Below are 23302 nucleotides of genomic sequence, written 5' to 3' on the forward strand. Positions count from 1 at the left end.
CTTTTGTTAGTTGGAAAATACTCTGCTGCAAATTTAACCTGAGTATTACTGAAAGATAATGCGGCGTCTCTGTAATTAATGATTTAGAATATTTTAAGGAATAGTCGGATAGAAATCAAGATGAATTGGATGCGGTGAGAGATAAAATATATACTCGTTATTTGTTAAACAAGGTAATATGGCAGATATGTGAGGTGATGTTGTGCCATTAGTATCAGTTATTATACCTACATATGATAGGAGTCAGGTTATTGGGGATACTATTCAGAGTGTATTAAATCAAACTTTTCAAGATTTTGAGATTATAGTTGTTGATGATGGTTCTATTGACTTTACTAAAGAAGTTGTAGAACAATTCAAGTCAGATAAAATAAGGTATATTTTTCAGGAAAATCAGGGAGCTCAGGTCGCTAGGAACAATGGGATGTCAATGACAACGGGTAAATATATTGCTTTTTTGGATTCAGATGATGTTTGGCTACCTAGTTTCTTGGAAGAATTGTTGCAAGGTTTTTCGGATAAGGAAGTTGGTTGTGTATATTGTGCGAAAGCTATAAAAAAGAAAAATGGAGATATTTTCCCTGTAGAAAAACGATATTTGTCGGGCTGGGTGTATAAAGAAGCGCTGGAACAAAAATATATTGCTTCGCCATCATTCATGTTAGTTAGCAGAGAGTGTGTGAATAAGGTGGGTAACTGGGATGTCGCATTCTCGGCGTGTCAGGATGATGATTTTTGTTTGCGCATAGCTAAATACTACAAGGTAAAATATATACCCAAAGTATTGGCTTTGTATTGTGAGGATTATGTCGGTAGCGATAATAGAATCTGTAAATCATCCAGGAAATTGGCACATGGTGGGTGGCTGTTGTGTGAAAAGTTCAAGGAAGATATTATAAAGTTTTGTGGGCTCAAGGTGCTTGTTTTACATTATTTGGATTGTGCAAGATGCTTTTATGATGCGGGGATGTCTCATGATGCTCAGAAGGCAATAGATAGTGCTATTTCGTGTTATGGGTCTAAGGAAAAATTGGTGTATGAATTTGAACATGAGATAGCCGACTTTATGGTTGGGGAAGATGTGTTTTGCTACGGTGCTGGGGATATTGGGGCGCTAGTTGCAGATTATATGAATAAACGGGGATATAGGTTTAAGGCATTTATTGTATCAAAAAATAATTTACAAACAACCTATTTGGGATATCCGGTGGTACCGATAAATGATATAAAAAAGAAAAATTGCAAAATTGTTATTTCTACGACAGAAACATATCATGAAGAAATTGAAGACAATATAAAAATTCAACTAGGAGATGTTCCTATATATAAAATGGGAAAAGATTTAATTGATTATTTGCGAATAGGCTTTGGCGTGTTGGGGGATGACTAATATGATTAGAGAAATAAGAAATAAAGATGCATTGTTAGCAATAATTATTCCGCATACATATCACAAGCCAGGAATTTCATTTTTGACATCAAATGAATTATCTCAGCAGATGGCATATATGCAACATCCTAAAGGACATGAAATAGCAGCGCACGTCCATAATCCGGTGCACAGAAGTGTGGTGTATACTCGTGAAACGCTGGTTGTGCGCAAAGGAAAATTAAGAGTTGATTTTTACGATGACAATGGAAATTATATTGAAAGCCATGTCATAGAAACTGGAGATGTGATTCTTTTGGTAAGCGGCGGACATGGTTTTAAGGTATTGGAAGATACAGAGATGATAGAGATTAAACAGGGACCTTATACCGGTGAAGGGGATAAGACAAGATTTCCCTCTGTTAGTGAAGCGGAAATAGTTATGCGGGAGTAGATTTATGAGAAAAATATTTGTGAACGAGCCTGTTTTGGATGGCAATGAGCGGAAGTATCTAAATGAGTGTATTGATACAAACTGGATTTCCTTTGAAGGTCCATTTGTGAAAAAATTCGAGCAAGGCATGGCTGAGCTAACTAATAGAAAATATGCTGTGGCAGTGTCCAATGGATCGGTGGCACTGGATACTGCCGTCTTGGCATTGAAGATTGGTGAAGGTGATGAGGTAATTATGCCTACCTTCACCATTATATCTTGTGCAGCGCCATTGGTGCGGGTGGGGGCAAAGCCTGTATTGGTGGATTCAGATCCATATACATGGAATATGAAGGTTGAGGATATTGAGTCAAATATAACTTCAAAGACAAAAGCAATAATGGTAGTCCATATCTATGGATTGCCGGTAGATATGGATCCTGTGCTTGAATTAGCCAAGAAATACAATTTATATATCATAGAAGATGCAGCTGAAATGCATGGACAAACCTATAAAGGTCGTCCATGTGGTAGCTTTGGCGATATTAGTACGTTTAGTTTTTATCCAAATAAGCATATTACCTGTGGTGAAGGTGGCATGGTTCTCACAAATTATGAAGTATTGGCGGAAAGATGTGCGTCAATTCGCAATTTGTTTTTCAGCTCGAAAAAGAGGTATATACATGAAGAGTTAGGCTATAACTTTCGCATGACCAATTTACAAGCAGCTATTGGTCTTGCTCAACTGGAAAAACTTGATAGGACTGTGGCTAAGAAAAGGCATATAGGTGCTCTGTATAATAAGTTACTTAAAGATATAGGTGGTTTACAAATACCAGTGGAGAAGACAGATTACGCTGACAATATCTATTGGGTATATGGTGTTGTGCTGGATGATGATTTGCCAATTGATGCAGATGAATTCATAAAACGGTTAGGTGAGGAAGGTATTGGTTGCAGAGGTTTTTTCTGGGGAATGCATGAACAACCGGTGTTTAAGGAAATGAATTTATTTGAAGAAGAACGTTATCCAGTGGCAGAGAACTTGGCTAGACGCGGTTTTTATATTCCTAGTGGTGTGAATCTGAACGATGATGATCAGGAATATGTGGTGGAAAAGATTAAATTAATTTTGAATCAGTTGTGATGGGGTGAACATGATGCCAGATTTAGCTAAAGAAAAAATAGAAGAAAATCAAATTGAGTATAATTTAAATTCTTGCTTTGATGAATATGGCAGAGTGTTTAAATATAATAATAACTTTTTTCGTGGCATATATGATCACAGTGTTTCAGTTGTGGAAGATTATTTTTCTAGTGGGTTAATGGGGAGGCTGACTAAAGAAAAGATTATACCTGAAACAAGGATTTCTGATTATTACAGTGAAAATTTTCCTTTAATATTAGCGCATGAAACTATAACGCCTGTGTTATATCCTTCTGAATGGACTTTTGATATGTTAAAAAAAGCCAGCCTGATGACTTTGCGATTGATGGAGATATTGCTAGAGTACGGTTATGTATTAAAGGATGCACATTATTGGAATATCCTATATAAGGATAATGAACCGGTTTGGTGTGATATAACCAGCTTTAAGAAAGCAAATAAAATTCCTTATCATACATTTTTGGAATTTGTGACGCATCAATTTCAGATAGTGGAACTGTTTGCTTTATCTCCGGATTTAGGCCGTGAGAGATTAGCCAGACGTATGGATTTTGGTATGTCATATAATTTTATATATAAGTATGGCATACTGAGAAAAGGATATTGTTTTCAGAGAGCGGAAAAATGTAGGCGAATACTAGAAAAAATTGCAGTATCAGGCAACAAAAGATACTACAAAAAAATAATAGAGTGGTTCGCAGCAAGATTAAGTGCGCTTGAATTAAGTAGTGGAAGTACCCAATGGAGAGACTATCAGAGTGGTTTTAGAGATAAACATAAACAAATAGTGATTAATTCCGAAAATGCAAGATTATTTAAAATAGCCGATTTACTAAGAAAATATAAAATTAGCGCATCTTTGGAGTTAGGAGGTAACCAAGGCGTTTTTTCGCAAATTTTGCTTGAATCAGGTCAGGTGATTAGCGCTTTTTGTTCCGATTTTGATGAGTCGGCAGTGAATACGTTATATAAAATCGTCAGAGATAATGAGGATGCTAGGGGGAGCCTTTACCCAATCTACTATGATTTTATGAATGAAGCATATGATGAATACAATGTTAATCATTTGGTTAATCGCTTAAAAAATGATGTGGTTGTGGCTTTGGCAATGACGCATCATTTAATTCTTAGCCAACATATAAACATGGATATAATGTTTGAACGATTAGCGGGATTGACCACTAGATATATTGTAGTTGAGTTTATGCCATTGGGTCTTTGGGGAGGCGGAGATGATATGCCCCTGGTTCCGGATTGGTATAATGTAGATACATTTAAAAAATGTATGGCGAAGCAGTTTAATATTTTAGAGAGTCATGTGCTTGAAAAAAATAGGATTGTATTTATCGGCGAGAAGAATAGTAAATAAGTTTGTTTATACGGGGTATTGTTATGAGATTAGGAATAGTTCTTACGACAAAACCATATGCTGGCGGGGCATTTACTTACGCCGCATTTATGTTGGAGGCTATAAGTGATGAAAGTACTTATGTAAGTGACATCAGAGCGTATTACACAGATGAGCTGTGGGAAAAGTATCTTCAGCGGTATAAAGATATACATGGCGAACAGTTATCTGGGAATTACTTTAGAGATATAGAAATGTTGAATAAAAGTAATTGCGACGTGATATTGTTGTCCGATCAGATGAATTGGAGCAAGGATATTTCTATTCCAACAATTACACCCATACATGATTTAATGCATATATATGAGCGCGGGAATGGTTTCCCTGAAATTGAAGATGAGGATTGTTTTGTTCGCAGACAATGGCTTTATACGGATATTTATTCATATTCCGCCGGGATTTTAACAGACAGCGAACTGGGAAGGAAACACGTGTTGGATCAGTATGGCAGAACTAAAGCTGACAGGGTGTACGTGCTTCCGTTTTCTGTGCCATTTTATTTGGATGACAAGTATGAACAAGGTGAATATCCTGTTAGAGAAAAATATATGTTTTATCCTGCACAGTTTTGGAAGCATAAAAATCATGAAATACTGGTTAGAGCGGTATCACTGTTAAGACAAAGAGGTATTTTTGTTAAGTTTGTCTTTGTTGGCAGTGATAAGGGGAATTTGAAAAATATTAATGAACTTATCCATGCGGAGGGTGTAGAGGATAATATAGAGATATTGGGTTTTGTGCCTGATAGTGAAATGTATATGCTCTATAAAAATGCCAGGGCCATGGTTATGCCATCAATATTTGGACCGACAAATATTCCACCATTAGAAGCTATGTATACGGGGTGTCCTGTAGCTGTGTCAGATAAATATGCCATGCCAGAACAGATTGGAGACGCTGGTCTGACATTTAACCCGTATGATGTTGAAGAAGCCGCAACGGTTCTTGAGCAGTTATGGGTGGATGATGAATTGTGCCGAAGATTGTCGGAGGCAGGGATTAAGCGGGTAAAAAGATACTCAATAGAAAATTTTTCTGTTAGATTGCTGCAATGCGTTGCTGATGTTTATAACAAAGGAGTTACGTCAAAGAATAAAATACGGGAACTGCTCAGTAAATTGACTCATAAAGACAGTATATATATATATGGGGCAGGAGAATATGCAAGATATATTTATGCATTGTTGAATTATTATGGAGTAAATATCAAAGGATTTGTTGTTTCAAAACAGTTGGGAAACAGTAAGTTTTTGGGGCATAGCATATGCGAGATAGAATCTTTGAGAAATGCGAAGGATATTACAATTTTGTTGGGGTTGCATCCTAAAAATTTTGAAACAGTTAAAGGAACAATACGGTTGCATAATATAGCAGATAATTGTGTAGTGGAATTTTCGGAGGAGTATTTTCAGTTATTGTGGAATTTTTTGGCGACAGTACGCGGGAAAGCATGTCTAGAAATGATAAATCATTTGGGGCGTTTTTGAACAGTTTAGGTTGGGCGCCAATGTATTATAAAAATATCAGTGGTTACGGTGTGTTTTAATACAGTAACCATTCAGGGACTATAAGAAGTTCAGTAAATCAAAACAATAATAATAGAGTATATCATCATTGAGGATGGAGTCACGGGTAGAACACTTGATGTTATAAGAAAATATGAGTCATATCACTGTTATTGGATTAGTTAACCTAATAAAAGTGCTTATAATGTAATAGATAATGTGAGTTAACAAGTAACCGGAGAGCAGATTGAATTTATGAATAATGATTACTGGATTAAGATGTGCGAATGTGTAAAATAATTCTTTAAAAATGAATGCTATGTGAAAGGTGTATAAGATGAATATTCCATACCATCAAATAATACTTCAAGAACTGGATAAGATTGATTTAAAAAAGAAAATAGTGATATATCCTTTTGGAGAGCAAGGAAGGCTTACTAAAAACATTTTAAATGGGTTATACGGTATACAGGAATTTATGATTGTGGACAATTATTTATCAGAGTCGGAGGAGCGTATAAAATCATTAGAGGATCTTGCCAAAGAAAATTTAGAGGATGTCTTGATTTTAATCGCAAGTGATAGACGTGATATTCATGAGGAATTACTACGGAGGCTTTGCGAGATTGTACCGTCGTCAGAGTATAAGGAGTTATTTACTGAATTCACTGGTGAACATGTAAAATATAATCATGGATGCAGTCGGGCATTATTTTATAAGATTGATTTAACTGGGATAGAAGAAAATAATATGCAATACAGTCCTTCAAAAACGAAATCTGTATTTTTTTTGCCATACATTTATACGGATTTCATCCAGCAGTTAATATTTATTACAGATGATTACTTTGAAGTGAAAAATTTAAACTATGTATTCAATGAATTTAAAGATGGCGTGATTCGTGACGAAATTTCTGCCGAAGGAATTTGTATTGATGTTGGAGCAAATATAGGAAATCATACGCTATTTATGGCGAATGAAGTAAATGCGAAAAAAATTATTGCTTTTGAGCCTATATATGAAACGTTTAGAATATTAAAAAAGAATATTCGAATCAATGGTTTGGAAGAAAAAGTAATACCTCATAATGTTGGTTGCGCAGATGTTAAAGGAAATGCGGCATTGGAAAAATATGACTATGAAAATATTGGTGGAACTGGATTGGTACTGAATGACGGCTCTATTCCTTTAATTACGTTAGATGATTTTGATTTTGGCGAGGAAGTAAAATTTATAAAAATCGATGTTGAAGGGATGGAACTGTGTGTACTAAAAGGGAGTTCCGAGTTAATTAGAAAATATCATCCATACATTATGGTCGAATCCTTTTCAAAACAGTCGCGGCAAGTTAAGAATTATTTAAATTCGTTCGGGTATTCATGTGTACAGCTTGATGATTCAAATTACTTGTTTTATTAAGTGAGTTGTTTACATGTTATGATATAATGCGAGATTTAACTCGTAAGGTGGGAATATGAAGTGACGTATAAGTGGTTGTTTTTCCAGTGAATAGAGGATTTGTATTATGCCCAAAATTTCCATTATTACGGTTTGCTACAATAGTGCAGCAACTATTGAGAAAACAATAAACAGTGTAATTTCACAAGACTATAGCAACGTAGAATACATCATTATAGATGGCAATTCAAGTGATGAAACACAAAATATTATCAGAAAATATGAAGATAAAATTGCATATTGGGTAAGCGAACCTGATAAAGGGATTTATGATGCGATGAATAAGGGGATGCAGCATGCAACCGGTGACCTTATAGAATTTCTAAACAGCGATGACTGGTTTGAAGATGGTGCTTTAAAGAACGTAGCTGATGCATGGCATCGAGAAAAAGCAGATGTGTATTTTGGTGATTATTATTTCGTGTTCGTGGATGGAACACGGGAACATAAACATGTATCGATGGGAGATTGTGAAAAGTTGCCGTATGAGATGAAACTAAATCATCAGGCAATATTCATCAAGAGGGACGTGATATTGAGGTATCCTTTTAATCTTGCTTATCGAATAGCGGCAGATTACGATCAACTTCAAAGATTGTATTACGAAAAGGCAGCGTTTGCCTATATAGGGGGTGCTCCGCTTGTTTGTTTTATGAAAGATGGGGGGATTACCGATTCTCAGGTTAACCGTACTAAAACTGAAGATTTGAGGGTTATTCGTAAAAATGCACGAATGTATAACAATAGTTCTCCTGAGATATGTGCGATACGATGGCATTTGTTGCAATTAATTGTTATATCGCTTTGGGAAAACAGGGTTTGTCCGAGTATTAAAAAGTGCGTAAATGGCAAATCGTTTGTTTTGTTTGGAGCAGGAGAAGTAGGGCGCGGTGTAATTGGATTTTTACGTACGCACGGAGCGAATGTCATAGCTGTTCTCGACAATGATAAAAATAAAAATGGCATGTTGCTGGGGAATGTCAGGATAACTCATCCATCTTTTTATCAGAGAAAATATGGCGAAATTGTATTGATTACAAATTACCGTTATCAAAATGAAATTAGAACTCAGTTGATGGAAAGAGGATTAGTTGATGGAAAGGATTTTTATTCCTATGAAATGTGGGTAAAATGGTTGATTCGTATGATTTTTTGGGGGAGTTAAGTTTATGGATGAGACATATCGTTGGCTATTCCCATTTGAATATATCGAGCGTGGTTCGCGTGTTTTGATTTACGGGGCAGGAAACCTGGGGCAGGCTTATCTTAAACAGTTGATGATGACCGGGTATGCAAATGTTGTTGGGGTTGTTGACCGATTTGCGGATAAGGTTCCCCCCATGGTTGTGCCGGTATACAAGCCTGATCAAATAAATTCGTTAGAGTTCGATTTCGTGGCTGTGGCACTGCGAGGAAAAGTTGGCTACAGTGAGATTCACCGAATTCTTTTGGAGCAGGGGGTGCAGGAGGATAGGATTATTTTCATTTCCGAACGCATAAATGAACCAAGCTCAGTTTTTTTAGAAAGTCAATCATCTGCTGATGCAATACAGGTGTACGCTTATACGAACAATGCTCCTTCTGTTGCTTGCTATTTGCTAGGAGGGTTGGGGGACTTTATTATTCAAAAAAGATTTATCATGGCGTTATGTGAAATTCTGCCCAAAATTAAGGTGGATATTTTTGTTGTGCACAATACAGAATTCTTGGAACTGCTATATAGAGATATGCCTGAAATTCATAGCATCATTATGAATACCGGTAAGGAATTTGAACGATTGCAAAGCAGATATGCAGCATCTTTTGAGATATGCGGAGGCGGATTCTTAAAGATTGTGAATCTGAAAAATGAATTGTTTCCTTCAGACGTGCAGCAAAAATTTAATCGCTTACGCGAAATCATCGAAGAAGAAGATTATGACAAATATCGGGCAATGGGATTGATGTATGCGCGACGGATACGACAAGGGCTTAATTGTTTTACTGGATTTAGTTATAATGGGATTTTTCCAATCAGAGATTGGCATGTTCCAATTACATTGAATGAGCCGGATAATGTGGTTTCAGTTCTGTGCGATAAGCATTATATTACGGTAAATGGTGGAAATGGTGATGCGAAGGATGGAAGTCTTATTGCAAAGACGTGGTCTGGTGAGAATTTTGAAAGATTTATTCAGCTCTTCAGTGAAGAAAATCCGGATGTGTCAGTGGTACAGGTAGGCGCTGCTGGTAATTTACGTTTTGAGAAAGCCGCATATCATTTTATGGGGACATCATTTGATACAGTGGGGCATATTTTAAAAAATGCACTTTTTCATGTTGATATTGAAGGAGGAATGGTACATTTTGCAACACAGCTGGGGACAAAGTGTATTGTTCTGTTTGGTCCAACGCCTGTTTGCTATTATGGATATGAGACCAATGTCAATTTGTTGGCGGGAAAATGTCATGGATGTTATGGATACTATACGGATATTAATCGCTGTGCAAAAGAAGAGAAGAGACCGTCGTGTATGACTGCCATTACACCTGAAATGGTTTTTGAAGCAGCTAAACGGCTTGTGAACCGGGCAGTTAAAGCGGGGAAGCATTAATGAATATTTTATTATTTGGTACCGGAGACTACTATCAGCGGTATAAAGCATGGTTTTCTTCTGCAAGTGTTTTGGCTCTTTTGGACAACGATGCTTCAAAATGGGGAACTCGGATTGATGGGCATATTGTACTTTCTCCGCAGGAAGTAATAAAGCTTTCTTATGATCGTATTTTTATATTGAGTGCGTATTACGATGAAATGGAAGAACAACTGCTTTCTTTAGGCGTTCCGATGGAAAAGATTTCAACACAGTTTGACTTGCGGATAGGGATGCATGGGATTATTGAAAGGCCGATAATACGGTATAATTCCAAGGAAAAAGGAAAGAAAGTGTATTTCTTTTTTTTTGATTTGCATAGGAATGGTGCGAGTGTTGTGTTTTCGTACGCTGTTATGCTTATGCAAAAATATTATCCTGTATGCGTTGTTGCGCTTGAGGATGGTCCTTTGAGAGAGTATATAACAGACATGGGAATTGAAGTTATTATTGATCCTAATGTTCAGCTTGAAACATTATCTCAGTCACCCTATGAAAAGAATGCATTATTGTTTTTTTGCAATACGTTTAATTTTTTCCATCTTTTACAGAAACGTAATACGAAGATTCCTGTTGTTTGGTGGTTGCATGATCCTGAATTTTACTATCACAGCATAGGAAAGGCGGCATTTGATTTAATTCCAAGAGAGAATCTATACTCATATGCTGTAAGCCCGGCAGCAGCGGACGCCTTTAAAAAATATTGTGATGGTGTTTTCGTTGGAGATTTGCCTTATGGGATTCCTGATGAAGTGAGGGGGAGAAGCCTTGCCAACAATAAGGAAATGAACCCTGTGGTGTTTGCGCTTGTCGGACATATACAACATCATAAAGCACAGGATGTTTATCTGCAGGCAGTGAAATTATTATCGGAGTGCGCAAAAAAGAATTCGCTTTTTTTAGTTGTTGGAAACGACAATACACTCTTTGCAAAGAATTTAAAAGAAATGGTCAAAGGAATAGATAATGTCGTTTTTACGGGAGAAGTATCTCTTCAGCAACTTTCTGATTTGTACGCAAAAACAATAGATGTTTTGGTATGTCCGTCAAGGACGGATTCTTTACCAACTGTCGCGGCTGAAGCAATGATGCATAATGTTCCATGCATTGTGTCGGATAAAACAGGAACGGCATCACATATTCATAATAGTGTGGACGGTTGGGTAGTTCCATGTGAAGATGTGGAAGCATTGTGCCGGAATATGGAAGAAATTATAATGCATCCGGAGCAATTAAAAAAAGTTGGAGAAAAAGCACGCAAAGTTTATGAAAGAGATTTTTCTATTGAAGTTTTTGAAAAACGCCTAAAACAAGTTTTAAGTAAATATTTGCCAAATATATAATTCATGTAGAGAAATCGTGATTGATTTAGTTCGGAGTTTAAAATATGACTGAAGCGATATCGGTTTATAAAGTTTTTGAAAATAATTTTTTAGACTCGAAAGAGAAAAAGCTTGTGATCTATGGATTAGGGCCAGGGACGCAAGAGATTCTTAGCCATGAAACGGGATTTAATATTCTTGGCCTTATGGACGGATTCCGTGAAGATGGAGAGTGCTTTGGGTATCCTGTTCTTTCAGAGGCGAGGGCAGCGGAGCTTCAGCCTGATATTATTGTTATTGTTGCAAGGAAAAATTCAACGCGCATCATCGCTAAGCGTATAGAGAGTTTTTGCAGGCAAAACGGGATTGCATTGTATGATTTGGACGGGCAGGATATGCTCGTTGCGGATTCTGTGGTGGAGCTTCAGCACCCGTATTTTCAAATGAGTGCTGATGAGCTTTGGAATGCGATTGAGTCGCATGATGTTGTGAGTTTTGATATTTTTGATACGCTTTTGATGCGCAGGATGCTTTACCCTGAGGATGTGTTCGCTCTTTTGGAGCAGACGAGCGGGATTGAGAATTTTTCCAAGGCGCGACAGGAGGCAGAGCGGAGATTGTACCGGGAGGGCGAGCAGCCCACGCTCCAGGATATTTATCGGGAAGTGCAAAAAGCGCTTTTACTGGATGAGGTGAAAGTTGGCGAGCTTTACCGTCAGGAAATCGAAACAGAAAAGAAAGTGCTGATTCCCCGCAAGGACATGGTTGGTTTGATGAAGCGTGCTGTTGATGAGGGTAAAACAGTATGGCTGATTTCAGATATGTATTATCCGGCGGATATGCTCAGGGAATTTTTGTCAAACTGTGGTATTGACGGTTTCCATAAGATATTTGTTTCCTGTGATTACGGCGAAGGAAAGACACAGGGATTATATAGGATGATTCAGAAAGAGACAGGCGTGGATTCATGGTTGCATATCGGAGACAGTCCTGAGGCAGATGAAGTGGCCGCTTTGACGGCAGGTTTGGATGTAGTCATGATTAAGAGCGCGTTGGAAATGGTGGAAATCTCAACGTGGGATTATCTGCTGAGACTGCAGTTGAATCTTGCGGAACGAACGGTCTTAGGTGGAATACTGGCGGAGGGGTTCAATTCTCCTTTTGCGTTGTATCAGTCGGAGGGACGCGCCGAGATAAGGAAAGCATTTGAATTGGGAAGAATCATTTTTGCACCTGTTCTCATGGGCGTCTTCTTTTGGGTAATGGATAAATGCACAGGAGTAAATAATGTAATCCTTTGGGGAGCTCGGGACGGGTATTTGTTTTATCGCATGCATCGGATTTATCAAAAGTACATACAACAGAAAAAACTGCCAAGACCCATTTATTTTTATACGTCGCGCATGGCCGCAATGGCTGGCTATCCAACATGTCGGGAAGATATTATTTATATGGCAGGAATTGGTTTTTCAGGGACACCGGAGGAGATGCTTCTGCTGCGTTTCGGATTGAGCCGGGATGAAGTTTTGCCGAGAAAAGAAGGCGAGACTATAGAAGAATATGTTTTGCGACATGAAGCATTTATACTGAAAAAAGCACGGCTGGCGAGGGAACGATTCAAAAAATATTGGAATTCTTTGCGGATAACCGAAGAGCAAAGGATCGTTTTTTTTGATTTGGTTTCATCAGGCTCCTGTCACATGTGTGCAGAAAAATTTATCGAAAGAAAAATTGACGGGCTGTATTTGACCCATATTTTGGAGGATTATGAGCGAAAGAAAGAGCTTCATTGTGAAGCTTATATGGAAGAGGATTATTTAATGCAGCTTAAGTCGTATGTGTCGTCGAATTATGAGCCGCTGGAGACCATCGTTATGTCGACGGAGCCTTCGCTGGAAGGGTATTCCAAAGAGGGGCATGCAGTGTTTGCGGGAGAAAAGCGAACTGAAAAGGATTTTGAGTATCTGAGCAAGGTCCAAAGCGGTGTTCTGAGGGCTTTTGAAGAATTTTGCATGCTATGGGGAGATGGAAAGGCTGAGATACGCCCGCAATTTGCGGAGTCAATGTACGGACTGTTGCGAAAAAAAAATACGCGTATAAAAACACGACATTTGGCAGAGCAGACGGTGACGGATGATTTTACAAAGAGGGATTTTGTCATGAAGGATATGTTTGACTGATTAAGGAATAAAGGGGAACAGCAATCTTGCCTTGGAGTGAAGTGATTGCTCCGGGGTGTTTTGTTTGGAGTGAAGCTGATTTATGAATATAGTATTGCTTTTGGCCGGAGGAGCCGGCTCGCGTATGGGTAGTGTGATTCCTAAGCAGTTTCTGCAGGTTGCCGGCGAGCCGGTCATAGTGCATACGATGCGTGTGCTGGAGAACAATCGGGATATAGATAAGATTGTGGCAGTTTGTATTGACGGCTGGGAGAAAAAACTGCGCGGTTATGCGGATAAAGCAGGAATAAGTAAGCTATTTAATGTAGTTTCCGGTGGAGAAAACAGATATAAGTCTACCAGGCATGGGATGGAGTCCCTTGATGTAAATGATGATGATGTTATTGTCGTGCATGATGCCGCCCGCCCAATGGTTACAGATGAGTCTTTGTCAGATGTAATTTGCGTGTGCCGCGAGCATGGGAATTCTATGGCAGTGATAGACTGCGTTGATACGATGTATGCCCGGGAGGATGGTGGCACCTCGCAGGTCTTGGAACGCAGCATGATGGTGCGTGGACAGACTCCGGAGGCTGTTACAGGAAAGCGGATGCGGGATATGTACAGGGCAGCGGACAAAAAGAAAATTCATGATGATTCGATATCGGCGCTTCAAGTTGCACTCGGATGGAAGGTCTATTTTGCAAAAGGTTCAGAGCAAAATATTAAAATGACGCGTCCGACGGACTTGAAATTCTTTGAGATGTGGCTTGTAGCACAAAAGAGAGCGTAAAGGAAGGATTCGGAGCAGTATCCGTCGAATAGTAAAGAGATAGATATTGTGTGACAGCGTATATGTCAATGGAGGCGGAGCAAGTGGATGTAGAGTATAATGCATCAATGATGTGTGCTGATTATGGCAGTTTGAAAAATGAGGTCATGGCGCTTGAAGCCGCGGATATAGATTCTTTTCATATTGATATTATGGATGGGCGTTTTGTTCCGAATTTTGCTATGTCGCTTAATGACCTCGAGTGTATCGGACGTCTTACGAAGAAGCCTATGGACGTTCACCTTATGGTTGAACATCCGAACAATACTGTTGATTTGTTCTTAAGAGGGATGCGTAAGGGGGATACTGTTTATATTCATCCTGAGGCAGAGTATCATCCTTCGACGACACTGCAGAAAATAATTGATGCAGGTATGATTCCGGGGATAGCCATAAATCCGGGGACAAGTGTGGAGCTTGTCTATGAGATGCTCAGAATAGTGAAAAAAGTGCTTATTATGTCTGTGAATCCCGGCAATGCAGGTCAGATGTATCTTCCTTATGTTGGGAAGAAAGTTACGAAGCTTTTGGCGCTCAAGGATGAGATGGATTTTGAGGTGTATTGGGACGGGGCCTGTGGGGCAGAAAAAATAAAGGAGTTTGCTCCCAAAGGCGTTCGTGGCTTTATTTTAGGGACGACACTGCTATTTGGAAAAGACAGGTCATATAAAGAAATTATGGAAGATATTCGCAACATGAGGTTCTGATGAAGAAGGGCAGAGAAACAGAGATGGCTCAAGGGGAAATGATGCAGGCGCTGAGGCTCAATGGAATAGGCGATTTACGTTATGAAAGTGTTCCATTGCCGAAAAGGCAGTCGGATGAAGTGCTTTTGTGGGTGCGTGCCTGCGGTGTATGCGGCAGCGATATTCCACGCGTGTTTACGAAGGGAACGTATCATTTCCCTACGATTATTGGGCATGAGTTTGCAGGTGAGGTTATCGACGCGGATGATTTGTCGCTTATTGGAAAGGGTGCTGCGGTGTTTCCCCTGATTCCATGCAGAGAGTGCTCAGCGTGCAATGAAGGGCAGTATGCGCAGTGCGCGAATTATGATTATTACGGCTCCCGATGTGATGGAGCTATGAGCCAGTACATTGCAGTGAAAAAGGAAAATCTTGTACTTATCCCTGAGGGTGTTTCATATATGGCGGCGGCTATGTGCGAGCCTGCGGCGGTTTCCCTGCACGCGTTCAGAAAAGCGGATGTGTATGAAAACGATACTGTAGTCATTTTTGGCGTTGGCCCTATAGGGCTTCTTTTTGCAAGCTGGGTACGAGAGGCGGATGCGAAGCATGTTGTGCTTGTGGCACGCAGCGAAGAACGGGCAGATTTTGCAAGGAAGCTTGGATTTATTGACGTTGTTGACAGCAGCGTAACGGATGTGGAGGAGTATGTGTCCAAGCTTACCGGAGGTGCCGGTGCCGATGTTTGTGTAGAAGGGACAGGAAGCAGTGATGCGTTGGAGCTGTGCCTTAAATGTACCGGAAATTTCGGACGTGTGGTGACTATGGGAAACCCGGTCGGCGACATAACGCTTTCTCAGGATGCCTATTGGAAAATTCTCCGTAAGGAACTAAAGCTCGTAGGAACGTGGAACAGTAGTTTTTCTGAGAAGCAGAACGATTGGGAGGATGTGCTCGAGGCGATGAAGGACAGGGTTATTGATCCTGAGGCACTTATTACGCATGTGTTTGGTCTTAAAGATTATGAAAAAGCATTTCAGATTATGCATGAAAAGACAGAACCGTACTGCAAGGTGATGTTCACGATGGATGAAAGATGAGTTTATTTTCATAGACAGATTGGATGTGAGACGATGCTTGGAAGTCTTTTTTCAAAGGCCGGGAAGATATTCGGCAAAACTGAGGAAGAGAAGGAAGCTGTAGCGGAAGACGGGCAGGAAGCTGCTGCGAAGGAAACCGCAGAGAGACCGGGGGATATTACGTATATGAAAGCATACAGGATTCATGAAGACGATGGGAGCTTTACCTTTGATGATCAGCCTCCGCGCAGAAACTGCGTGTATGATGTGGTTAATTTGAAGCTTCCCCAGGGCGCGGCGATTTTGGATTTTGGCGGTGCTCCTGATATTTTGAAAAGAATTCGTCTGGAGAATAATGAATATACTCATCTTGAGACACGGGACAGCGAGCCTGTGCTGGTGGCGGAGGCTGTGAAAAATGGAATTGGTATTCCGACGACCAGATATACAAAGCTTGAGTATATCCCACTTCAGGAGGATATACGGTGTGATTTTGAGGAGCTTTGCAAGAAAAATGCGCCGGATAATATTTATCATGTGACGTATTCTGAGGGACGGTATCGTCTCACTGATATGTACGGCAGTAAGATTATTACGAAGCAGGAAGCTATGCAGTATCAGGCTGAGTGGACCTGAGGGTGATTTTACAGAAGGAGAGACCGATGGACAGGATTCATGTCTGCTATGCAATATATGATAAAAAAGGAACCTTCAGCAAATATACCGGCTCAAGCATGACTTCTCTGTTGGAGAATACAGATTCGCCGGTGACGCTGCACCTACTTCATGATGCGACATTGACTGAGGATAATCGGGAAAAATTTGAGGCTTTGACGGCCAAGTATGGGCAGGAAATCTTATTTTATGATATGGAGACACTCTGCGGTGAAGTACTGAGTGGTATACTGGAAATTCTGCCTGACGCTATTGTGACAAGGTTCAGTCAGGCAGCGCTTTATCGTCTGTTGGCAGGGATAGTGCTTCCACAATCCGTCCATAAGCTGATTTATCTGGATGCGGATACTATTGTACATATGGATATTGCAAGACTTTGGAATGAAGAGGTCGGAGAAAATGGGCTGGCGGCGATTGATGAGATTTCTGCAACTCAGGGAAATCCTGCGCCTCAGCCATTGGTCGAAGCAGGGGAGATTCCAAGGAACAGATATTTTAACTCCGGTGTAATGCTTATTGATTTGGATAAATGGCGTGAGCATCCTGAGTTTTTGACGAATGGACTCAAGATGCTTACGGAGCACCCGAAATGCTTCTGTTTTGATCAGGATATTTTGAATTATGCTTTTGCAAAGGGGTATAGAAAGCTTTCCGGATATTATGACGTGTTTGTGAGCACCGACAGAAGGCTTGGAAATGCGATTCGTTCTGCAATTTATCATTATGCAGGAAATGCTATGGATCCTTTTGATATTAGTGATAATCACAATCGACTGTACGCGGAATATTTCACGAAAAGTCCATGGTGTTCGCCTGACTTTGTGATGAAGCTGTTTGAAGAAATGCATAACGCATCTGATGACAGTCGCGTTCGTGCAAGGGATTATTTTTCTGTTGCAGCAGGGAAACGAAGAATATTTTGCGGAAGTCAGGAAACGCGGGAACAGGTTATGAGATGTTTTTCCCCTAATGGTGGAGAGGAATATAAGGTTATCATTGATGAAGAAGGGAATTTAGCTGTTTTGCCGCTTCTGAATATGATGAAAGAAAACCGTGGAGCATTGTTTGTTTTTTTTATAGATGTATATGACAGCCTAAAAGAGCATTTTCAGAAGGCAGATTTTGAAGAAATGCGGGATTATGTCGACGGCTTTCAGCTGATGAAGGAACAGGAAGGCGGAAGGAAGCTGTGGGGCGGAGACCTTTTTGACAGCATATAAATATATGGGGTGCAATAATGGGCGGTTTTCGTTATCCTGTGGAGTATTTCAGCTGCAAGGATTTTGATAAAAAACCTGAGGACATTCAGCAGATGTTGATGTGCATGGCAGACTGGGGGCGTAAGCTTTCAGGGCCTGTACGGGGTGAGACAGGGATTGATGGTGTCCGGCTGGATTTTAACAATGGTGTCCGTGTAGAGGTGACTGAGGGACCGTGGCATGTGACTATCGGTGATTATGATTCAGGTATGGTATTCTATGATGCTGATGTGTCTGAGAAGCTGATTGTCTCCATGGAAAAGTATTATATACATTGGCATATCCGCATATCCTACGAGGGAAATCTCGTTTTTGAGCATGTATTTGATATGCGTGATCAGAAGGTGCGGCTTATTTTTCAGAGCTGGCTTTTAGGGGATATGCAGTCATTTCTTTCGTATGTGCCCTACGTCCGTGATTATTATGGAGCAGATGTTTATTATTGGATTCCTGATTCGATGAAGGAAGCAGCACAGCATATTCTGAAGGATGTTCCTCTGCGTGAGGATTTTGATGAGGATACCTATGCGACATTTTATTTTAATGCTGGCTTGGATATCCCCTGTCTGATGCCGATTGACGGCAGACAGGTTCCAATGACACAGACGGGCCAGATTATTATGAATCTGCCGTCTGAAGCACCGAAGCTTCCGTGGCCTAAGGGAGAGCGCAAAATCAAGGAGCCCTATGTGTGTATCGGGGTACAGGCTTCTTCTGTCGGGAAGGGCTGGCTGTATCCGCACGGATGGGACGAGGTTACGGAGTATTTGAAATCGCTGGGATATCGTGTGCTGTGCATTGATAAGGAAAAAGTGATGGATGACCGCGGGTATAGGCTTGAGATGCCGGAGGGAGCAGAGGATTATACAGGGGATTTGCCGTTAATTGAACGTTTGGATATGCTGACATATGCAGATTTCTTCATAGGGCTGGCAAGCGGTCTTTCATGGCTGGCGTATACAGCGGACTGCCCGGTGGTTATGATTGGAGGTTTTTCTGCGTATTGGACCGAGTTTCCGAATCCTTACAGAGTATATAACAGGCTTGTCTGCAATGCCTGTTACAATGACGTTCGTGTTAACTGGCAGGGGAATATGTGCCCGAAGCAGCAGGCGGGTACAGATAAGATTTTCGAGTGTTCGAAAAAAATCTCGCCGCGCATGGTGCTAGATGCCATTGAGCGTTTGCGAAGGGATAAAGGACTTGTTTGATGAAGCTTCCTTTGGAGGTAGAACCATGGGTAAATACCCGTATAGAATACAATATTTTGTCTGCAAGGAGTTTGCGGAGAACGAAAAGAATGTGCCGGGGCTTTTGAAGGCACTGCAGGAGCTTGATTCCTTTACCGGCGAGGTGACCGGAGAAACAGGTATTGATGGGCTTCGGCTTGATTTCAACTGCGGGCTCAGGCTCATTGTGCCTGAAGGGGATTTCCATGTTCGCATTGGAGATTATGATTCTGAGGAAATTCTTTTTGAGCAGGATGTATCAGAGGTCTGCCTTATATCATGGGAGAAATATTACATCCGCTGGTCGGTGGAGGTATTTCTTGATGGAAAGCTTGTGCTGGCGCATGTATTTGATTCCCATAATCAACGTGTGCATTTTGACTGCAACGATGCCGCGATGGGAGATTTTTTGGCGTTTCTTCCGTATATAAAGAAATATCGGGAGGAATATAATGCTGATGTCACCTGCAGCGTGCCGAAATATCTTAGTGAGCTTGCGCTTAAATTGGATACAGGTATGAAGCTTTCGGATAAATGGGATGAAAATCTGTATGCAGTCTATTATATGCATATGGGCTTTAATTTCCCAAGTGCGCTGCCTATCCCTGCCGACAGCCGTTCCCTTACGATGTACGGGCAGCTTCTGACAGGGCTTTCCATGCCGGAGCTTTTGCGGTATACTCCGACAGAAGAAAGAACGATTCGGGAGCCTTATGTCTGTATCGCGGTGCAGGCTTCAACCCCCAACAAAGGGTGGCTTTGGCCCCAAGGTTGGGATATACTCGTGGATTATCTTAAAAAGCTTGGATATAGAGTGCTTTGTATTGACCGTGACAAAAGGCAGGAACGTGATGGTTATGTGACGGAAATGCCGAAGGGTGCGGAGGATTTTACGGGGGATTTGCCGCTGGTTCAGCGTGCGGAGCTTTTGGCACACGCGGATTTTTTCGTAGGGCTTTCCAGCGGACTTGCCTGGCTTGCACATTCTGCAGATTGTCCTGTTGTTATGATTGCAGGTTTTACCAGGGACTGGTATGAGTTTCATACACCCTACCGTGTTTATAACAGACTTGCGTGCAACGGATGCGCAAACGATGATTTTGCGGAATTTATTTTTGATATCTGCCCAAGGCATAAGGGCGATAAAGAACGGGAGCTTGAGTGTCAGAAAAAAATCTCGCCGCGCATGGTGACAGATGTCATTGAGCGTCTCAGAAAAGACAAGGGATAAAAATTACAGCAAATGCCTGCGGAGTGTTGGCTCTGCAGGCGTTTATTATGAAAAGGCATTACTTTCATGAAATTTTTATAAATATGAAGGAAAATGTTTCGTGTATGGAGAAGTAATATACTATTGGTATTTTAAAACAATGGGAGTGTAATAATGCATCCTTTTTTTGAACAGGTGAAAGGGAAGCTCATAGTATCCTGCCAGGCTCTTGCTGATGAGCCGCTTCACAGCGCCTTTATCATGGGGCGTATGGCTCTTGCGGCAAAGGAGGGCGGCGCGGCGGCTATCCGTGCACAGGGTACAGATGATATAAAAGAAATAAAAAAGGTGACGGGGCTTCCCGTTATAGGACTTATAAAGAGAAATTACGCGGATTCGGAGATTTACATTACTTCGACAATGCGTGAGGTGGAGGAGCTTCTTTCAACACCATGTGAGATGATAGCCCTCGATATGACAGACCGCCTGCGCCCCAATGGAGAAAAGGTTGAAACCCTCATTGAAAAAATCCATGAGGCAGGTCGGCTCGTTTTGGCGGATATTTCGACATATGAAGAGGGAAAAGCTGCGGAGAAATTCGGCGTGGATGCGGTTTCAACGACGCTTTCCGGCTATACTTCATATTCACCTCAGATTGAGGGGCCTGACTATGCGCTGGCGGCACGGCTTTCGTCAGACCTTTTGGTTCCGGCCTTCGGCGAGGGACGGATACATACGCCTGAGGATTTGAAGCGTATGATGGAGCTGGGAGTCTGGAGTGCGATTGTAGGCTCTGCAATTACAAGGCCTCAGCTTATTACCAAGGATTTTGCGCGTGTGCTTTGACGCATCGCGATACATGAAGTATGTGAAATACAGAGGAGAAAGAGAATGGACCCGAACGAACAAAAGGAACGGATGGAGGAAATTCTTCTCACGGCAACAAACGAACGCAAGAAAATTCAGGAGGTCAAGCTCCCCGGAGAACCGGATTACAAAGCGGGACGGCTTCGTATCGGCTCGGATTTCGATGACGCGGTGGGCGGACTTCTTGGAAAGTTTAAGGATGATATCGCGAAGGTTGAGGAGAAGGAAAAGCAGATAAAGGAAGACCCGAAGGCGGATACGACACATCTTCCGCCGCCTGTTCCGCCACATAAGCTTCCGTCGAACTGGGAGGCGTGAGTGTGGCACTGTATGCGCTTTTTGATATTGGCGGAACTGCAATAAAATACGGAGTGTCCGACGCGGAAGGTCATTTTGTAAAAAATGACACTGTAAATAATCCCGCAAAAGAAAAAGGTATTCGGGGAATGCTGGATGTCCTCGAACGGCTGCTTCTTGATATGAAGGCAGAATTTGATATATGCGGTACGGGAGTTTCGACGGCAGGAGTCGTTGACGCTGAAAAAGGCGAAATCCTGTTTGCGTCGGATAATATACCGGGATACACAGGCACGAAGCCTAAAAGCTTTCTCGAGGCTGCTGCAGGTATTCCCTGTGTGGTTGAAAATGACGTAAACTGCGCAGGACTTGGCGAGGCGTGGCTGGGAGCAGGACGGGGGGCATCGCCTCTCGTGTGCATGACTCTCGGCACAGGTGTCGGAGGATGTGTTATCGCAAATGGAAAGCTTTTGCACGGCGCGTCAAATTTCGCAGGCGAGGTGGGGTATCTTCCTATGCCCGGAGGAACACTGGAGGAGCTTGCATCAACGTCGGCACTTGTACGCCGTGTTTCTGACGGAAAAGGGCTGAACGTGCAGGACATCGACGGTAAAAAGGTTTTTGAATGGGCACAGAATGGTGACAGGGTGTGTCTTGAAGCCATTGATGAAATGCTGGACGCACTGGCGCAGGGTGTATGGATGACTGCCTGCGTTGTGAATCCCGAAGCTTTTGTCATAGGCGGAGGAATTTCCGCGCAGAAGGATTTTCTGGAGCCGAGGCTTAGAGAAAAGCTTTCAGGAATTATGCTGCCGCATGTGTTCGAAAACACAAGGGTTTCATTTGCTGAATTAGGCAATAATGCAGGAATGTTGGGGGCGCTCCGTTGTATATTAAATAATGAGAGTGTATAATATAAAAAACGAAAGAAAAATCTTTCTTTAGGAGGAAGAAGAATGAAGGTAAGGATCAATGACTCATACGAAGAACTGAGTGAAGCGGCTGCCGAATTCGTGATCAACCATATCGCGTACAAGCCGAACAGTGTTCTCGGTCTGGCCGCAGGCGGTACTCCGCTTCTTCTTTACAAACTCCTTGGGGATGCCTGCAAAGAGGGACGGGTTGATTTTTCCCGCGTGCGGACATTCAATCTTGATGAATATATCGGGCTTCCGACGGACCATCCGCAGAGCTATCGCTATTTCATGCAGAAAAATCTTTTTGACCATATCAATATACGTGATGAAAATATCATGTCGCCTGACGGAATGGCAGACGATATAGCGCTGGAATGCGGGCGCTACCGCGCGGCTATAGAGGCGGTAGGCGGAATTGACCTGATGATTCTCGGAATCGGTCCCAATGCTCATATAGGCTTCAATGAGCCGGGCAACTGCTTTGTTCCGGATACTCACGTGGTAGAGCTGAGCGAAGCAACACGACAGGCGAATGCCCGATTCTTTACGAAACCTGAGGAACCTCCCCACTGGGCTATAAGCGTGGGAGTACGCGAGATAATGTTTTCACAGAATATCCTGCTTCTTGCCAGCGGAGCAGGTAAAACGCAGGCACTTTGGCAGGCTGTGCGCGGAGATATAACGCCTGAGGCACCTGCATCTATCCTGAGACTTCACCGCAATGTGCTGCTTCTTGCTGACCATGCGGCGGCGGCGCGTCTCGGAGATAAAGAAGACGAATGACGGGAGGATACA

21 protein-coding genes are annotated in these 23302 nt (G+C 41.6%); all 21 read left to right on the forward strand.

From position 1 onward, the window contains the following. Positions 1-202: 202 nt before the first annotated feature. The 21 genes from BUA83_RS00925 (at position 203) to nagB (ending at position 23290) form a co-directional block, all read left to right on the forward strand. Positions 203-1390 (forward strand): glycosyltransferase family 2 protein, encoded by a 1188-nt coding sequence (locus tag BUA83_RS00925; RefSeq protein ID WP_072934310.1) that lies wholly within the window; start codon positions 203-205, stop codon positions 1388-1390. A gap of 1 nt (position 1391) precedes the next feature. Further along, positions 1392-1823 carry a cupin domain-containing protein gene (locus tag BUA83_RS00930; protein WP_094756388.1) on the forward strand — a complete coding sequence of 144 codons (432 nt, stop codon included), beginning with the start codon at positions 1392-1394 and terminating at the stop codon, positions 1821-1823. A gap of 4 nt (positions 1824-1827) precedes the next feature. Beyond that, positions 1828-2949, forward strand: coding sequence for a DegT/DnrJ/EryC1/StrS family aminotransferase (locus tag BUA83_RS00935; protein ID WP_072934312.1), 1122 nt, complete (start codon positions 1828-1830; stop codon positions 2947-2949). 13 nt (positions 2950-2962) lie between these two features. Further along, on the forward strand, positions 2963-4339 hold the full coding sequence (locus BUA83_RS00940; protein WP_072934313.1) for a hypothetical protein: 1377 nt from the start codon (positions 2963-2965) through the stop codon (positions 4337-4339). 23 nt (positions 4340-4362) lie between these two features. Continuing rightward, positions 4363-5865 (forward strand): glycosyltransferase family 4 protein, encoded by a 1503-nt coding sequence (locus tag BUA83_RS00945; RefSeq protein ID WP_072934314.1) that lies wholly within the window; start codon positions 4363-4365, stop codon positions 5863-5865. A 355-nt stretch (positions 5866-6220) separates the two neighbouring features. Further along, positions 6221-7303, forward strand: coding sequence for an FkbM family methyltransferase (locus tag BUA83_RS12445; RefSeq protein ID WP_094756389.1), 1083 nt, complete (start codon positions 6221-6223; stop codon positions 7301-7303). A 106-nt stretch (positions 7304-7409) separates the two neighbouring features. Further along, positions 7410-8507, forward strand: a complete 1098-nt coding sequence (locus BUA83_RS00955; protein WP_072934315.1) for a glycosyltransferase family 2 protein — start codon at positions 7410-7412, stop codon at positions 8505-8507. Positions 8508-8511: 4 nt separating this feature from the next. Continuing rightward, positions 8512-9936, forward strand: a complete 1425-nt coding sequence (locus BUA83_RS00960; RefSeq protein WP_072934316.1) for a hypothetical protein — start codon at positions 8512-8514, stop codon at positions 9934-9936. After that, the gene (locus BUA83_RS00965) at positions 9936-11318 is read left to right on the forward strand and encodes a glycosyltransferase family 4 protein (RefSeq protein WP_072934317.1); all 1383 of its coding nucleotides are present in this window, start codon (positions 9936-9938) and stop codon (positions 11316-11318) included. The genes BUA83_RS00960 and BUA83_RS00965 overlap by 1 nt, the downstream gene beginning before the upstream one ends. Before the next feature lie 113 nt (positions 11319-11431). Beyond that, entirely contained in the window at positions 11432-13477 is a 2046-nt protein-coding gene (locus tag BUA83_RS00970; RefSeq protein ID WP_144340486.1) for a hypothetical protein, read from the forward strand. An 82-nt stretch (positions 13478-13559) separates the two neighbouring features. Then, complete coding sequence (locus BUA83_RS00975) at positions 13560-14249, forward strand: IspD/TarI family cytidylyltransferase (protein WP_072934319.1); 690 nt, start codon at positions 13560-13562, stop codon at positions 14247-14249. 83 nt (positions 14250-14332) lie between these two features. Next, the gene (locus tag BUA83_RS00980) at positions 14333-14995 is read left to right on the forward strand and encodes a ribulose-phosphate 3-epimerase (RefSeq protein WP_234988181.1); all 663 of its coding nucleotides are present in this window, start codon (positions 14333-14335) and stop codon (positions 14993-14995) included. Beyond that, the gene (locus BUA83_RS00985; protein WP_234988183.1) at positions 14995-16074 is read left to right on the forward strand and encodes a galactitol-1-phosphate 5-dehydrogenase; all 1080 of its coding nucleotides are present in this window, start codon (positions 14995-14997) and stop codon (positions 16072-16074) included. The genes BUA83_RS00980 and BUA83_RS00985 overlap by 1 nt, the downstream gene beginning before the upstream one ends. A gap of 33 nt (positions 16075-16107) precedes the next feature. Continuing rightward, on the forward strand, positions 16108-16689 hold the full coding sequence (locus tag BUA83_RS00990) for a hypothetical protein (protein WP_072934320.1): 582 nt from the start codon (positions 16108-16110) through the stop codon (positions 16687-16689). 26 nt (positions 16690-16715) lie between these two features. After that, positions 16716-17948: a glycosyltransferase family 8 protein gene (locus BUA83_RS00995; RefSeq protein ID WP_072934321.1), complete on the forward strand. Its 1233-nt coding sequence runs from the start codon at positions 16716-16718 to the stop codon at positions 17946-17948. A gap of 17 nt (positions 17949-17965) precedes the next feature. Next, positions 17966-19198 (forward strand): autotransporter strand-loop-strand O-heptosyltransferase, encoded by a 1233-nt coding sequence (locus BUA83_RS01000; RefSeq protein WP_072934322.1) that lies wholly within the window; start codon positions 17966-17968, stop codon positions 19196-19198. A 25-nt stretch (positions 19199-19223) separates the two neighbouring features. Continuing rightward, positions 19224-20447, forward strand: a complete 1224-nt coding sequence (locus BUA83_RS01005) for an autotransporter strand-loop-strand O-heptosyltransferase (protein WP_072934323.1) — start codon at positions 19224-19226, stop codon at positions 20445-20447. Between the two features lie 153 nt (positions 20448-20600). Continuing rightward, positions 20601-21272 (forward strand): N-acetylmannosamine-6-phosphate 2-epimerase, encoded by a 672-nt coding sequence (locus tag BUA83_RS01010; protein ID WP_072934324.1) that lies wholly within the window; start codon positions 20601-20603, stop codon positions 21270-21272. A gap of 45 nt (positions 21273-21317) precedes the next feature. Next, the gene (locus BUA83_RS01015) at positions 21318-21611 is read left to right on the forward strand and encodes a hypothetical protein (RefSeq protein WP_072934325.1); all 294 of its coding nucleotides are present in this window, start codon (positions 21318-21320) and stop codon (positions 21609-21611) included. Positions 21612-21613: 2 nt separating this feature from the next. Beyond that, entirely contained in the window at positions 21614-22504 is an 891-nt protein-coding gene (locus BUA83_RS01020) for an ROK family protein (RefSeq protein ID WP_072934326.1), read from the forward strand. 42 nt (positions 22505-22546) lie between these two features. Then, positions 22547-23290 (forward strand): glucosamine-6-phosphate deaminase, encoded by a 744-nt coding sequence (gene nagB, locus BUA83_RS01025; protein WP_072934327.1) that lies wholly within the window; start codon positions 22547-22549, stop codon positions 23288-23290. Positions 23291-23302 lie beyond the last annotated feature (12 nt).

This window comes from Schwartzia succinivorans DSM 10502 (genome assembly GCF_900129225.1).
GTDB lineage: Bacteria > Bacillota > Negativicutes > Selenomonadales > Selenomonadaceae > Schwartzia > Schwartzia succinivorans.